The organism is Moraxella equi (assembly GCF_002027555.1).
Lineage (GTDB): Bacteria > Pseudomonadota > Gammaproteobacteria > Pseudomonadales > Moraxellaceae > Moraxella > Moraxella equi.
The window spans coordinates 15,104-29,979 of sequence record NZ_MXAP01000113.1; the positions used below are offsets into that span (position 1 = coordinate 15,104).

The 14,876-nt window shown below is 45.7% G+C and carries 16 protein-coding genes; 6 read left to right on the forward strand and 10 right to left on the reverse strand.

The window, feature by feature from the left end:
- Positions 1-316 precede the first annotated feature (316 nt).
- Entirely contained in the window at positions 317-1,213 is an 897-nt protein-coding gene (locus B5J93_RS10550; protein WP_079326335.1) for a LysR family transcriptional regulator, read from the reverse strand.
- A gap of 297 nt (positions 1,214-1,510) precedes the next feature.
- Here B5J93_RS10550 and B5J93_RS10555 point away from each other — a divergent pair, with 297 nt between their 5' ends.
- The 3 genes from B5J93_RS10555 to htpX all read left to right on the forward strand — a co-directional run bounded on the left by B5J93_RS10555 (position 1,511) and on the right by htpX (position 4,161).
- Positions 1,511-2,113, forward strand: a complete 603-nt coding sequence (locus B5J93_RS10555) for a nitroreductase family protein (protein ID WP_079326336.1) — start codon at positions 1,511-1,513, stop codon at positions 2,111-2,113.
- Positions 2,114-2,239: 126 nt separating this feature from the next.
- Positions 2,240-3,091, forward strand: coding sequence for a lytic transglycosylase domain-containing protein (locus B5J93_RS10560; protein ID WP_079326337.1), 852 nt, complete (start codon positions 2,240-2,242; stop codon positions 3,089-3,091).
- 161 nt (positions 3,092-3,252) lie between these two features.
- Positions 3,253-4,161, forward strand: coding sequence for a protease HtpX (gene htpX / locus B5J93_RS10565; RefSeq protein ID WP_079326338.1), 909 nt, complete (start codon positions 3,253-3,255; stop codon positions 4,159-4,161).
- A gap of 46 nt (positions 4,162-4,207) precedes the next feature.
- Here htpX and B5J93_RS10570 read toward each other — a convergent pair whose 3' ends face one another.
- The gene (locus tag B5J93_RS10570; RefSeq protein ID WP_079326339.1) at positions 4,208-4,912 is read right to left on the reverse strand and encodes an LrgB family protein; all 705 of its coding nucleotides are present in this window, start codon (positions 4,910-4,912) and stop codon (positions 4,208-4,210) included.
- A 3-nt stretch (positions 4,913-4,915) separates the two neighbouring features.
- On the reverse strand, positions 4,916-5,293 hold the full coding sequence (locus B5J93_RS10575) for a CidA/LrgA family protein (protein WP_079326340.1): 378 nt from the start codon (positions 5,291-5,293) through the stop codon (positions 4,916-4,918).
- A 180-nt stretch (positions 5,294-5,473) separates the two neighbouring features.
- Here B5J93_RS10575 and B5J93_RS10580 point away from each other — a divergent pair, with 180 nt between their 5' ends.
- Positions 5,474-5,767 (forward strand): DUF2218 domain-containing protein, encoded by a 294-nt coding sequence (locus B5J93_RS10580; RefSeq protein ID WP_079326341.1) that lies wholly within the window; start codon positions 5,474-5,476, stop codon positions 5,765-5,767.
- Between the two features lie 76 nt (positions 5,768-5,843).
- Here B5J93_RS10580 and B5J93_RS10585 read toward each other — a convergent pair whose 3' ends face one another.
- The 6 genes from B5J93_RS10585 to ispF all read right to left on the reverse strand — a co-directional run bounded on the left by B5J93_RS10585 (position 5,844) and on the right by ispF (position 11,017).
- The gene (locus B5J93_RS10585; protein WP_115236853.1) at positions 5,844-6,173 is read right to left on the reverse strand and encodes a hypothetical protein; all 330 of its coding nucleotides are present in this window, start codon (positions 6,171-6,173) and stop codon (positions 5,844-5,846) included.
- On the reverse strand, positions 6,170-6,517 hold the full coding sequence (locus B5J93_RS10590; RefSeq protein ID WP_079326342.1) for a hypothetical protein: 348 nt from the start codon (positions 6,515-6,517) through the stop codon (positions 6,170-6,172). The genes B5J93_RS10585 and B5J93_RS10590 overlap by 4 nt, the downstream gene beginning before the upstream one ends.
- Positions 6,518-6,591: 74 nt before the next feature.
- Complete coding sequence (gene grxD / locus B5J93_RS10595) at positions 6,592-6,927, reverse strand: Grx4 family monothiol glutaredoxin (protein ID WP_079326343.1); 336 nt, start codon at positions 6,925-6,927, stop codon at positions 6,592-6,594.
- A 104-nt stretch (positions 6,928-7,031) separates the two neighbouring features.
- Positions 7,032-8,960 carry an SEL1-like repeat protein gene (locus tag B5J93_RS10600; protein ID WP_158080735.1) on the reverse strand — a complete coding sequence of 643 codons (1,929 nt, stop codon included), beginning with the start codon at positions 8,958-8,960 and terminating at the stop codon, positions 7,032-7,034.
- A 965-nt stretch (positions 8,961-9,925) separates the two neighbouring features.
- Positions 9,926-10,489: a cysteine hydrolase family protein gene (locus B5J93_RS10610; protein ID WP_079326346.1), complete on the reverse strand. Its 564-nt coding sequence runs from the start codon at positions 10,487-10,489 to the stop codon at positions 9,926-9,928.
- Between the two features lie 42 nt (positions 10,490-10,531).
- Positions 10,532-11,017, reverse strand: a complete 486-nt coding sequence (gene ispF / locus B5J93_RS10615; RefSeq protein ID WP_079326363.1) for a 2-C-methyl-D-erythritol 2,4-cyclodiphosphate synthase — start codon at positions 11,015-11,017, stop codon at positions 10,532-10,534.
- Positions 11,018-11,137: 120 nt separating this feature from the next.
- On the opposite strand from ispF, the gene mnmA reads away from it, so the two are divergent.
- Positions 11,138-12,280 carry a tRNA 2-thiouridine(34) synthase MnmA gene (mnmA, locus tag B5J93_RS10620; RefSeq protein ID WP_079326347.1) on the forward strand — a complete coding sequence of 381 codons (1,143 nt, stop codon included), beginning with the start codon at positions 11,138-11,140 and terminating at the stop codon, positions 12,278-12,280.
- Positions 12,281-12,385: 105 nt separating this feature from the next.
- Here the strand turns inward: mnmA and ubiA are convergent, their stop codons facing one another.
- Complete coding sequence (ubiA, locus tag B5J93_RS10625) at positions 12,386-13,291, reverse strand: 4-hydroxybenzoate octaprenyltransferase (protein ID WP_079326348.1); 906 nt, start codon at positions 13,289-13,291, stop codon at positions 12,386-12,388.
- A 187-nt stretch (positions 13,292-13,478) separates the two neighbouring features.
- On the opposite strand from ubiA, the gene lysA reads away from it, so the two are divergent.
- Positions 13,479-14,795 carry a diaminopimelate decarboxylase gene (gene lysA / locus B5J93_RS10630; RefSeq protein WP_079326349.1) on the forward strand — a complete coding sequence of 439 codons (1,317 nt, stop codon included), beginning with the start codon at positions 13,479-13,481 and terminating at the stop codon, positions 14,793-14,795.
- The last annotated feature ends 81 nt before the right edge of the window (positions 14,796-14,876 follow it).

Here is a 14,876-nt window from a genome sequence, read left to right on the forward strand (position 1 = left end):
AAAAGTGTCATATCATAACGTTAAAATCAGGCATTTGGCAAGTGAAAAAACCATGGAAAACCGCCCAAATGTTACAGATGGCTGACAGGATATGATTAGAGCGTATCAAGCATTGATAACATTTTTATAAAAAGAAAACAAAATTTTTACCCCATTCTCAACCTTGTATGAGTGATTGATTTATCAAGGGCAAATTGCAATTCGCCCCTACAACCCGAAAATAATCATTGAAAAATCAATAAGTTAATATTTTAAGTTGAGATTGGAATAGATTTTAAAAATTTTAATCTATTTTTGCATGAAAAATGGCTAAATTCTAACCATCCAATTTTTCCACCATAAAATCAATAAACGCCCGTACTCTGGCACTCAAAAACGCCCTATCCACATACACCGCATAGAGCGTGACCGACAACAGCTCATAATCAGCAAGCAGTCGCACCAGTCGCCCATCTGCCAAATCATGCTCAACAAGCCAGCTTGGGGCATAGCCAATCCCTGCCCCTGCCCGTACCAGCTCACTAATCATGGGTGTGTCATTACTGTACATGGACGGCTTAGGGTTTAGTACAAATTCCGATTGCGTGGCGTGATGATAAATGGACACACTGTCCATTTTGACATACGTTGGCAATATCACCCGATGACAAGCAGGGTCGTTTAGTTCATCGGGCGTGGTCGGCGTGCCATGGCGTGACAGATAATCAGGGCTTGCCACCAGATAAAAATCCATGCGTGTCAAAGGGCGAGCTATCAAAGACAGCTTGGGGTCGTGAGTGATTCGCAGTGCCAAATCAAAACCATCCGCCACCAAATCCACGAACTGATTAGACAGCGAGACATTCAAAATCACGTCAGGATAACGTGCCTGAAATTCACTCAAATAGCCTGCCATCTTGGGATTGGCGAACCATCTGGGCATGGTGATTTTTAACATGCCACGCACGCCATCGGTTGCCCCCTGGGCGGTCTCTTTGGCACTGTCTAACAGCTCCAAAGCGTACAGCGACTCACGGTAATACTGCTCGCCTGCATCAGTCAGATGAATGTTGCGACTGTTTCTATGTAACAGCTTGGTGCCAAGTGTGCGTTCTAAATGGGCGACGTGCTTACTGGTCATCGCCACCGACATGTCTAGGCTGTCGGCAGATTTGGTAAAACTGCCTGTCAAAACCACTTGATGAAAGACCTTGATACTGGTAAGTGTGTCCATGTTGGGGGTTCTTTGTTATTGATTGCTTGATATTTTGCCATAGGTTTTGTGGGGTGTGTGTTGAGTACACCCTTTGATGACATTACCATGCAAAGCGTGCTGAGCACGCCCCTACATCCAAACATCATTGCGTTTGTAGTAATTTTAAAGTTTATTGTGTGTGCTTAACAAAACCATTTTGCCATTATAAACCTTTTCTTAATAAGAAACAAACCTTTAACAAAATGGCTATTGTTTTCTTATTATTTTAATTTATAATAAATCCCATTCTATTCATTCTTAACATAAGGAATACCCATGTCTGTTCAAACCCTACAAGCCACCGCCGAACTTCGCCGTTCTATCTATGCCCTAGACAAGAATAGCCCCCTAACCAGCGTACAAATCGACCAAATCGTCGAACACGCCCTACTACATACACCATCATCCTTTAACTCACAGTCCACTCGCCTTGTGGTGCTACACGGGGCTGAACACGAAAAACTGTGGGACGCCACCACCGAAATTTTGCATGCTATCGTACCTGCCGAGAATTTTGCCCCCACCCAAGACAAATTAAACGCCTTTAAAGCAGGGGCAGGCACGGTGCTGTTTTTTGAAGATACCGACGTGGTCAAAGGCTTGCAAGAGCAGTTCCCTGCTTATGCCGACAACTTCCCTATCTGGGCCGGTCACGCCAATGCCATGGTACAGTATGCCATCTGGACAACCCTAGCTTCCACCAATGTCGGTGCCAACTTACAGCACTACAACCCACTCATTAATGACTTCGTGGCAAGCGAATGGGACGTGCCTAGCAACTGGCAACTGGTCGCCCAAATGGTCTTTGGCGGTATTGTCGCCCCTGCTGGCGAGAAAACGTTTGCCCCTGTGGCAGAACGCCTAAAAGTCTTTGGTTAATCATCAAACAGACAAGTTGGCATGAAAACAGAGATAAAACCAAGATAAAAAATCTTGGTTTTATTTTTTAAAAATAAATTTTTGTGTTATAATTAAGGTATTTACCATTTTAACAACCAAAAGACCATGACCAACATTCTTTTAAGTCGCCTACTGCCCGTCGCCCTATTCTCTGCTGTTGTCACACATGCCACAGCCAATACCATCTATGTCTACGAAGATGGCGATAACGGACAAAAATTTTTGACCAATGTCCAACAAAACGCCAGTGGCACCAAAAAATTCACCCAAATCAGTGTTACCTATTACCCTGACACCAAATTACACTCTAACGGCAACATCCCTAGCACCTACAACCCAACGACCGCCGCCACACCCAGTCGCAGTGCTAACCGTAATGCCTACGACCACTTAATCCGTGCCGCCGCTGCTCGTCATGGTGTAGACCCCGCCCTTGTCAAAGCCATCATTCACACCGAATCTGCCTTTAACCCAAATGCTCGCTCACCTGTGGGGGCAATGGGACTCATGCAGCTCATGCCCGGTACTGCCCGAGACATGGGCGTAAGTAACGCTTGGGACCCCGTCCAAAACATCGAAGGTGGGGTAAAATATCTTGCATGGCTACAACGCCAATTTCGCAACCGTGACCACGTCGTCGCCGCCTACAATGCAGGATTGGGCAATGTCCGCAAACATGGTGGCATTCCCCCATTTCGAGAAACCCAGAATTACGTCCGCTCGGTAAACAGCCGTTATGCCAGTCTCTATCGCCATGATACGGGTATTATCGGGGGTGGCACGCACTTGGCAATGAACCAAAACTTTACCACGCCCGCCCCGACCACCTTGCAAGTACCCAGCTCGTCAGGTGTTCAAAATGTCAGCATTACTTACACCACCCCAAATAATAACTACGCCACTCCCCAAAACCCCAGTGTTGGTAGTGGCTCAGGGCGTATTTATATTCATAAATAATGTGCTTGTAACTGGTTGATTTTAAAAATATCTAATTTTTGTAAAAATAATCAATCAGTTACACAACTACCATTTAAATTTTTAACGTCATGCCCCATAATAGCAGTAATGCCAATGGGGGCATTTTTATTTTGCAACTTTTATTTTAAGGAAAATTTACCGTGTTACGCATTGGTTTATTTTTACTCACCAACGTCGCCGTCATGGTCGTGGCAGGTATCGCCTTTTTTATCCTAAGTAGAGTCTTTGGATTGGGCGGTGTGCATGGACCGGGCGGACTTCAATATGGTTCGCTTGCCGTCTTATGTCTGTGCTATGGCATGATTGGCTCAATGATTTCTTTATTTTTGTCAAAATGGATGGCAAAAAAATCCACAGGTACGGTCATCATTGAACGTCCCAGTAACGCCACCGAGCAGTGGCTTGTGGAGACCGTCGCCAAACAAGCCAAAGCTGTCGGTATTGGCATGCCCGAAGTGGGTATTTTTGACAATGCCCAACCCAACGCCTTTGCCACAGGTTGGAACAAAAACTCTGCCCTAGTCGCTGTTTCATCAGGACTGCTACACACCATGACCGCCGATGAAGTCGAAGCGGTATTGGCTCACGAAATCGGACATGTTGCCAATGGCGACATGGTAACGCTTGCCTTAATTCAAGGTGTAGTGAACGCCTTTGTCATGTTCTTTGCTCGTATCATCGGCTCATTTGTTGACCAAGTGGTCTTTAAAAACGAAAGCGACTCCCCTGGTATCGGCTACTTTGTAACCAGTATGGTTATGGACATCTTGCTTGGCTTTTTGGCAAGTGCCATCGTCATGTGGTTCTCTCGCTTGCGTGAATACCGTGCCGACGAGATGGGGGCAAAACTTGCCAGCCGTGACAAGATGATTAGCGCCCTAAACGCCCTACGTCCTGCCGAAGCTCGCCCCGATCAAATGCCAGAGAGCATGAAAGCCTTTGCCATTTCTAGCGGTCAATCCCAAGGATTTAGCATTGCCAATCTGTTCCGCACACACCCGACATTGGATGAGCGTATCTCGGCACTGCAAAAACTACCTGTCAATTAACATCAGTCATCATGTCATAAAAATCCCCTTGATTGGGGATTTTTTATTAAAGCAACCACGGCACAATCACAGGGGCTAAAAATGCCGTTAAAATACCATTTAAAATCAGCCCCACTGTCGCATACGCCACAAACCTTGACCCCATCTGCATGACACGCACCGTACCAAGGGCGTGCGACGCTGTCCCCATGGATAACCCCCACGCCATAGGATGAGTGGATTTGACAAATAACAGCACGCCTATGCCCATCATCTGTCCCACCACACCTGCGATGAGTACGGTACTGGCGGTAATGCCCATCACCCCATCCAATTTATCGGTGACTTCGATGGCAATCGGCATGGTGACAGATTTGGGGGCGATGGCGATGGCACTTTGCTCACTGCCCCCCATCAGACGCACAAGCCACACCCCTGAGATAATACCCGTAAGCGAGCCTAGCAGTTGTGAGATGATAATAGGAAACCACTGCGAGCGGATTTTTTGCCACTGAACATAAAGCGGAATGGCAAGTGCCACAACCGCAGGCTGTAACCAAAAGGTCAGTTGGTGACTCGCCTGCTCAAAGCTCGCCCACTCTATATTTAGCACTTTTAGTAGGGTGATAACCACGATGGTCGTGATGAGTGTGGGGTTGATGAGCTGATTTTTAAAACGGGCTTTGATGTGCATACAGCCATGAAAGACAGCGATAAGCATAAATAGCAGAAAAAAGGGGCTGTTTAATAGCTCTGACAGCTCGGTATTCATGAGCTACCCCCCTTGATTTGTTCGTCCTTGATGTCTGGCTTTTTGGGCGTGCCGTAGCCACTCATAGGATTTGCCCGTCACAATCAGTACCATCAATGTACTGATAGCAGTCGCCCCGATAAGCACCCCCAAATCCACCCGAATGATGTCCAGATACTGCGTGATGGAGATACAGGCAGGCACAACCATTAACACCAAGTAGTCCAGCAAGGTCTTGGCAAGGCTCTGCACCGTCTCTAACTTAACCACGCCTGCCTGCAACGCCCCAAATAGAATAAGCAGCCCAATCACGCTCGGGGGCAAGGACAATCCTGTCAGGGCGATAAAAATCTCACCCAAAAACACACACCCAAAAATAATCAAAAATGCTTTTAAAATCATGACGGTTTGTCCGACCCAAAGATGCCCAAAGATGACGTATTGTACAAAACTTTATGACATTTTGCACCGCTTAATTGTGCTTGTTATTTTATTTTGTTAAATTTGATAACAAGGCTTGATTTAATGAAAATAGGTCTTATTTAATAGTTGTTATTTTTCCACATTATCACAGGAGATGATATGCCACACGTTCGTGTTCGCACCATCGAAGGGGCAAGACTTGCCAAACGCCTAACTAACCACTTTCGCCATAAAGTAGAAGTTACCGAGACTGGCACGGGCTATTTGGTCAAAATGGCAGGGGCAGACGTTGTATTGACACCCCACGATGATGAGCTGTATATTGAGTACACTCGTAACGAAACTACCGACAGTCCTGAACGCCCCTATGACGAAACTCGCCTACGCTTTGTCATTAGCGACCATTTAGACCGCATGGCAAACCAGACGTTTGAGTATGATTGGCAAGATTAAATTTAGGGCAATAAAAAAGGGCAATCACGCCCTTTTTTGCATCCAATCAACTCCAACTCCATCACATGATAATATCTCATAGCGAACTTACTACGTCTAAATATTGTTGTTGTATTTCTTTTGGCAGCTTCTCAATCAATGCCAATTTCATGTTTTTATCATCGCCATTCATTACCATATCAATAAGCGGTGTGCCGTCAAACGGTAAATCATCTACTTTTTGGGCAAAATTTGCCAAATAATACGCCCCGTCCACGTCATTGTCTGACATGACTCTATCATAAACGGCACGAAAGGCGGACTCACTTGCTCCGTTGTTAGCAATCAAAAGATGAATAGCCCCTAGAGCGGTATTTGGCTTTTGACAAAGGCTGATAATTTGCTCAGAAATGCTTGGCATGCTCATAAAAATATACCGCTCTCTTGTTGGATTTGCCCCAACATCTCTCGATCAACCAGTGTGGGTAATGAGTCATTAAGCTCACCACCGAGGTCGCCCACCAGCTCCATTAACGGCTCTATATCTACAGGTCGCTCCGACTCTGGCATAGCCTGCATGATTCTCACCAAATAATAAGCCGACTGTATATCCATGTCCGCACAGATTCGCTTGTGGATGGCACAGATGGCATCTTTGTCAATATTTTCATATTTTATCCAATATGCCAATGCACTCAATGCCGTGTCAGGCTCTTGGCATAACTCTACAATTTCTTGGCTGTTTTTATGAATGAAACCTTCGTCTAACATTGCATCACCTTGCTACTTATCTTATTTGTGGTTATTAATAAAAATCGGTTATTTCAAATAACCGATTATCTCCATCATACTTCTGGGCTATGCTCTTCAATCAGTGGCTTTAATTCACCCGATTGGTACATTTGTAGAATGATGTCGCTACCGCCGATGAGCTCGCCACTGACCCACAGTTGTGGAAAGGTTGGCCAGTTGGCAATCAGTGGCAAGGTGCTACGAATTTCAGGATTTTCTAAGATATTAACGAACGCAAATGGGCGACCAATCTGCGTCAAAACTTCCACCGCACGCGCAGAAAATCCGCATTGGGGAAATTGTGGTGTGCCTTTCATGTATAGTAGCACGGCATGGTCTTTGATTTGATTTTCAATCAATTCTTTGACTTGGGGGTTAATTTCACTCATAGCAGCTCCAAAAATGGGAAAATTGGCTTATTTTAGCATAAATTGGGGAATGTGTTGTAAATTTCAAGCCTTTTTCTAATAAGCTGCCAATTTTTTGTAAAATTTTACTCACACACCACATTATCTATCTTATAACGCAATCCGTCTTGAGCAGAAATGTCAAAATTGACGACTGCTCCACTCTTACGCAGTAACTCAAAGGATTGGTCTTTGCAATACAAGGCTTGGGCGGACTGAATAGACATCACTCCCTTACTCTTATCGCTTAGACTTACAATAACCACGCCATTTTCTTGACGAATGGTGGTGATTTCGTTGTAACCTGTAAACAGTTTTTTGGGTAAAGTGCTTTGTAACTTGGCAATGGCATCGCTTGGCGAAGTGCCCTGTGCCCGCTCGATTACCTGTGTCGTAGGGTTTGGAGCGGTATTAGGCTGCGTGCTAATGGGTAGGGTGGTTGCGGGCGGTTCGTCTATGTCTTTATTGTTAAAAAAGCACATTTTAACCAGACTCATTAATATAAGCACGCCTGCCACTTTTGCCCATTTGTGCCACGCTGGGGGTTCGTCAGTCGCATAATCAGCATCTGGGTAGCTTATCAGATAAGTGTAATCCTGATTTTTGTGATGAAGCAAATAATCAATCACCCAAAATTTCACATCAAGAAACTTATCTTCATCTTGGCTTGGCAAAGTGCCATTGTTCAAGTAACTTATTAAAAGTTGTTCGGCAACCTTATCGCCTTGTTCATAGGCAGTTTGGAGCGGTCGGCAAGCCAGCCATTTTTGTGCTTTGGGATTTTCTGCATACGCTTTTACCGCCTCATTAATCGCCAAAGGCGAACAGCCTTCATTCATCAAAACCAGATTAAAATCCACCATTTCTTTTTGTAAAAAGTCTTTAAACAAGATTGGCACAAGGCTAGGGCAATCCAAAGCCAGCTTCGTCTGCCAACGCAACGCACGACTGTCGCCCAGTTTTGACGCGTAATCCAGCCATGAAAGCCCTTCTTCAATGCTTTGCGGAACATGTTTGCCTGTCAAATACAAAATTGCCAAACACAATAAAGCGGTGGTGTTATTGGGGTGTTGTGTCGTTCTTCCTTCGTTTTCCAATAATTTAGACAACGAAACATCGCCCTGTTTCAACAAAAACTGCACCAAACTCGCTGTTTGCGTGGGCGACAACTGGGGCTGTTCTAGGGTGGTCAAAACTTGGGGCAAGGGTTTGGTATTGGGTAAATTGGCAAATTGTGTGTTCGCTTTTAATTCTTGCCAAAATGGGCTTAAATCCAGTTGTCGCAGGGCTTGGTACAAACTGGGTGGTAATTTGTCTTTGGCAAGATTGGCGTGGGCTTCGGGGTCTTTAATCTCACTTAAATCAAACAGTTCTGACCAACGCAGATACTGGTTTTGTGCATCGTTTCGCAGACGAATCAGAAAATTGGGTTTGCCCGTTTCGGGCGGTTTGGGCTGTCTAAAATCATTGGGATTGTGTGGCGGTGCATTTGGCTTGAATAATTTGGCAAGCACATCACTTTGTAGCGTGAGCAGTTCATCGTAATTTTGCCAAAAACGACTGGCTTTTTCGCTGGGCAAATTCGCCCACATCGGCACAATTTCTTGACTGGTGTCTGATGAGTTGCCAAGCCATTTTTGATAAAAATCGCTATCTTTCCAAAAAACAGCAGGCAAAATCATCACCTCATCGTTATCATCATTGATGATAATCGGAAAAATCGGCAAAGTCAGCATCGCATCAGGCAAATGCAGTCGCCACACAAATATCGTCTTGGCATAAAGCGACATGGCGGTTGTTGGCGGCGCAGGCAATTCGCCTGAAAAACGGGTGCGTTCGTTTTGTAGGTGCTGGGCGTATTGTTTGAGTTTGGGTGGTAGGTCGTTAGGCGTTTGTTTTTTAAATGACAACAAGGTTTGGGCAATGCTTTGCAATAAATGCGGTGGCGTACGCCCTGATTTGTCATAAATAATCTCGGCAGGGCAACTGGCAGGATTATTTTCCTCAAAAAGCATCGTATTGGCTTGCACGAGCGCCCCCCAGACCACACGCCCTTTTTGGTAAAGGGTTGGCATGGGGCCTTGATTTGGCTCATCAACTCATCGCCCAGCATCCATTTAGGTGGCAAAATTTGTAAATAACTTTGCCAATGTGCCGACAGATTTTGACAGGCAGCCTGCAAATCAATCGGTAAAGATTGATTTGCAGGCGGTACAACTTCATCGGGGGCAAACGCCTGATAATCGCCTGTAATGGTAGAAAAATAGACGGATTTTTCAGGTTCATCAAATTCAGGAAATAGGCGTTCTAAAATGGCAACGAGCGGAAAATGCTGATTAATATTATCGGCACGATGATAGGTAGCAACAAAACGGTATTCGTCTATGTCAGGGAAAATGCCTTGCATCTCTGGATTTTCGGCGATGTATTCCTCGTAATCTTGCCAAATGGGAGCAACCCCCGCCAATCGTCCACGCATTTCGCCACAATAATAAGTCAATAAAAACAAGAAAGTGTGGTTGGTGGGTGTACCACCATTTAAAAAAGTGTCGCGGTCAAGGCGGTGGGTGGTGCGAATGTTATCCAAGAAATCATCAATTCGCTGTAAACTTGCCAGCGTGTAGTCCAATTGGCAGGCTTTGAGTTCATTTTCAAAGGCAAAACCTGTTTCAAGGGGCATGCCTTTTAAAAAAGAGTGTAAATAACCAGTAATAATGGCGGTGGTTTTGGTGGGTTGGCGTTCTGCTAGAAAATCGGTGGGGGTCATTATTGATTCTTAATTTAAAATGGAAAATTGAAGGATATAGACAATGCTATTAAGTAATTTATGATACCACAATTAGATGTATAATAAAATGCACTCTTTATTCTGTAAGCGGTAGAAAAAAGTATTTAGGAAATAGGTAATAACTTATAGAGATGATTTTATGATTAATCAAAATAACACCGTTTAAATTTGAGTTTAAACGGTGTTATTTTATTATGGCATTAATTTTAAAATCTCATCACTCGTCAAAACGGTAGCAAATTCACCGTGCAAATTGGCAAGGCTGACCCTATGCACCGTTTCGCTGTCATAGCATGTGCCATCAAAACCCACCCTATCAAAAGTCGCCGTGCCGTCCGATACCACAAAAGTGGTAAAGCCTAGATTGCTTGCCATGCGTGCGGTTGTGGATACACAGTGATTGGTCGTAAGCCCTGCAAGAACAAGGGTAGTAATGCCAGCCTTGGTTAGTTGCTCATGTAAATCCGTGCCAATAAAACTGCTATTGACGTGCTTTGTAATGACGGCTTCATGGGCTTGGGGCTGAGTCAGCTCAATCCAATCAAAGCCCTGGTTTGTGGGGTGTAGGCGTGATTGGGGCGTCGTTGATGAATGGCGAATATGAAAAATCGGCAAATCCTGCTCTCGCCAATGGCTCAATAACTCAAAACAAACCTGCTCACAGTTTGGGTTGTTGCGATTGCCACCCCAATAGGCTTCATCATAAAAACCTTGTTGTAAGTCAATGAGTAATAAGGCGGTGTTTGTGGTAATCATTTGATTTTCCTATATTTATTGACAATTAAATTTACAATTATATCAAGCTAAGATTTTTTTAACCAATAACACCACCGCACTCGCCCAAATGCCCTCGCCACGCCCTATCCAGCCCATTTTTTCATTGGTGGTCGCTTTGATACTCACGCAGTCCACACCCACACCAAGCACATCTGCTATCGTCTCACGCATGGCGGTGTTATATGGGGCGATTTTTGGACGCTCGCAAATCACCGTCATGTCAGCATTGCCCAGTGTGTAGCCATGTGATTTGATAAGTTCATAGACGTGCTTTAACAAAATCTTGCTATCCGCCCCCTTGAATGCAGGGTCGGTATCGGGGAAATGCTGTCCAATATCGCCGAGTGCCAACGCTCCGAGCAGTGCATCCGCCAAAGCGTGAAGCAGCACATCGCCATCTGAGTGAGCCTTAATGCCGTGCGTGTGGGGAATACGCACACCGCCAAGCGTTACAAAATCGCCTGTCGTGAAAGCATGAACATCTATGCCTTGACCGATTTTTATCATGATTGAGCCTTTTTTGGTTTGTCTTAGTTTATCTTGGTTTAGGGCAGACAAGGCTTGTAAAATAATTAGCAAGCCTTATATAATGGCAAGTTTACCACAATTTTATAACAAGAGACAATCATGACCCCCTACCGCCTATCCGATGTCGCTCCTTTTCACGGCAAAAATCCCAATCAAATCAAAGTCATCGTTGGTATGTCTGGCGGTGTGGACAGCTCGGTGTCGGCTGTTTTGTTAAAAGAAGCGGGCTTTTGTGTGGAAGGCTTGTTCATGAAAAATTGGGAAGAAGATGACGGCACCGAATACTGCACCGCCATGACTGACCTTGCGGACGCACAAGCGGTGGCGAACAAAATCGGCATACCACTCCATACCGCCAACTTTTCGGCAGAGTATTGGGACAATGTCTTTGAGCATTTTTTGGAAGAATACAGGGCAGGTCGCACGCCCAATCCTGACATTTTGTGCAACAAAGAAGTCAAATTCAAAGCCTTTTTGGATTATGCTTTGACGCTGGGGGCGGACTATATCGCCACAGGACATTATACTCGCCGAAGTTTTGAAGTGGACGGCAAGGCGCGCTTACTGCGTGGACTTGACACCAACAAAGACCAAAGTTATTTTTTACACGCAGTCGGTGGCGACAAAATCGCCAAAACGCTGTTTCCTGTGGGCGAGCTAGAAAAGTCAGAAGTACGAGCGATTGCCGAGCGGTATGAGCTTGCCACCGCCAAGAAAAAGGACAGTACGGGCATTTGCTTTATTGGCGAGCGAAAGTTTAAAGACTTTTTACAAACCTACCTACCTGCCAAACAAGGCGATATCTATACTGATCACGGTGTCAAACTAGGCAAACATGACGGCTTGATGTATTACACCATTGGGCAACGGGGTGGCATTGGCATTGGTGGGGTGGCAAATCGCCCAGAAGAACCTTGGTTTGTGCTACATAAAGATTTGGCAAATAACCGCTTGATTGTCGGACAAGGGCACGAACACCCTTATCTCATGTCCACCACCTTGACTGCTTATAAACTTGATTGGGTCGTCAATGCACCTGCCAACGGTACAAAACTCACCGCCAAAACCCGCTACCGCCAGCCTGACCAAGAATGTACTGTTTATCTTGAAAATGACACCGTACGAGTGGTCTTTGACACCCCCCAACGAGCGGTAACGGCAGGACAATCGGTGGTCTTTTATGACGGTGATGTGTGTTTGGGTGGGGGTGTGATTGATTGGTGTGATGCGAAGGTGGGGTAATTAGACAACAAATGTCTACTGGTTGTAAGGTGCGTCATACGCACCACTAAAATCCAAATCCCAAATAGTGTGCTGTACACACCTTTTGGGATTATCGTTTAAAGTTTACCCATATTGCACCACCGCCAACACCGCCACATACAAAAACACATACCGCCCCACCCACGCATTTTGGCGAAAGGCAGTAAAGCAGTTTAGGCGTTCACGAGTTTTGATTTTGTCATATTGCATGGCAAACAGCCCTGCCAAACCGACCGCCAAACCACACGCAGACCACACCCCAAAAAAGCGATGCACCAACGCTGTCATAATGACCAAAAACACACCATTTAACACCATAATAAAATAAACATCTTTGTCGCCAAACCATTTTTCAAACAAAATGGCGGTGGATTTTACCCCAATCTTGACATCATCATCCTTGTCGCACATGGCGTACATCGTATCATACGCCACCGTCCAGCACATATAGGCAACAAAGACAAGCCAGCCCCATTTATCCACCGTGCCAATGCTCGCCACATACGCCATAGGCACCGCCCAACCGAACGCCATTGCCAAAACAACCTGTGGCAAATGCGTGTAACGCTTCATAAACGGATAAATAAAGGCAAGAAATACCGCCACCAGCGACCAATAAAACACTTGTACTGGCAAAAAAAAGAGGAAACACGCCGACAATCCCGACAAGCCCACAAAGGTCAAAACGGCAGTTTTGGCGGACAGTCGCCCGTCTGCCAGTGGGCGGTTTTTGGTGCGTTTGACTTGCCCGTCCACCTTGCGGTCGGCAAAGTCGTTAATGGCACAGCCTGATGCTCGCATAAGCACCGCCCCAAGCGTAAAAATGACAATATGAGCCACGCTTGGCAGTCGTCCATAACTGGCACTTGCCAAAAACAACGCCCACAAAGTCGGATAAAGGAGCAGTTCCGTCCCCACAGGCTTATCAAAACGGGTGAGTTGTAGCCATGCGATGAGTTTGTCTTTAAAGGTGTAAGTGGTTGCGGTCATGATGTCAAATGGTTAATTTTTGGGGTATTTTATCATAAAGCCTTTTTTATATAACAATGAAAAATGGTTTATATTTAAAAAATCGTTATATATTCTGCCCAAGCCCCAATTATTTTTAAAATAAAAAATGACAAACCAAAATTTTTTGTTAAAATAAACCCCCAAATACTTTTTTAACGGAAAAACCATGGCAGACAGCACCGAACACCCAATCCTAACCATAGACCCACGCACGCACGTGGCGGATTTGCCTTTTATCGACTACCAAGACGACACGCTATTTATTGACAACGTCAGCACCAAAACCCTAGCCCAAACTTACGGCACACCGCTTTATGTGTACAGCAAAAACGCCCTACTTGCCAATTACCGTGCCTATGTGGAGAGTTTCGCCCCCTTGTCAGACGTGCAGATTTGCTATGCGGTCAAATCCAACTCAAACCTTGCCGTCCTTGCCACGCTTGCCCATGCAGGGGCAGGTTTTGACATCGTCTCATCAGGCGAGCTTGCCCGTGTATTAAAAGCGGGCGGACAGGCGGACAAAGTCGTCTATTCGGGCGTGGGCAAAACCAAAAGCGACATCGCCATCGCCTTAAATGCAGGGGTTGGGTGCTTTAATGTCGAAGCGATGAGCGAGATTGAACTCATCAGCCAAGTGGCAAGTGAGCTTGGCAAAACCGCCCCCATTGCCCTGCGTATCAACCCCGATGTAGATGCCAAAACGCACCCTTATATCTCCACAGGCATGAAAGATAACAAATTTGGTATCAGTCATGATAACGCCCTAGACGCTTATCGTTTTGCTACCTCCCTGCCAAACCTTGACATCATCGGCATAGACTGCCACATCGGCTCACAGCTCACCGACACTCAGCCTTTTGTGGACGCTTTGGATAAAGTCATTGAGATGATTGACGAGCTGTACGCACAGGGCATTAGCCTACGCCATGTGGATTTGGGTGGGGGCTTGGGCGTGCGTTATACCGATGAGACCCCTGCCAGCGTGAGCGAATACGCCAACGCCCTACTGCCTAAACTGCTTGATTTACAAGAAAAATACGGTCTAGGGCTACACCTAGAACCAGGGCGAAACATCTCTGCCAATGCAGGGGTACTGCTGACAAATGTGGACGTACTAAAACCCACCGAACACAAAAACTTTGCCATTGTAGATGCGTCCATGTGCGAACTCATGCGACCTGCTCTTTATGGCTCGGTTATGGCGGTTATCCCTGCCGATTTGACCACCGCCACCGCTCCCCAAGTGTGGGACATAGTCGGCTCGGTGTGTGAGTCGTCCGACTTTTTGGCAAAAAATCGCACGCTTGCCCTAAACGTGGGCGACACCCTTGCCATCACAGGAGCAGGGGCGTATGGCTTTGTCATGGCAAGCAACTACAACACCCGCCCCAGACCTGCCGAGATTATGTGCGATAACGACTTTCATCGAGTCGTGCGTGAGCGTGAGAGCTTGGATGATTTGTGGCGTGGCGAGAGCGTTTAATACCAAAACCGACCAGTTGGTATGTTTTATGGTAACACAACCGTTTAAATCGCCATGATTTTAAATAAAATAGGAGTGCAG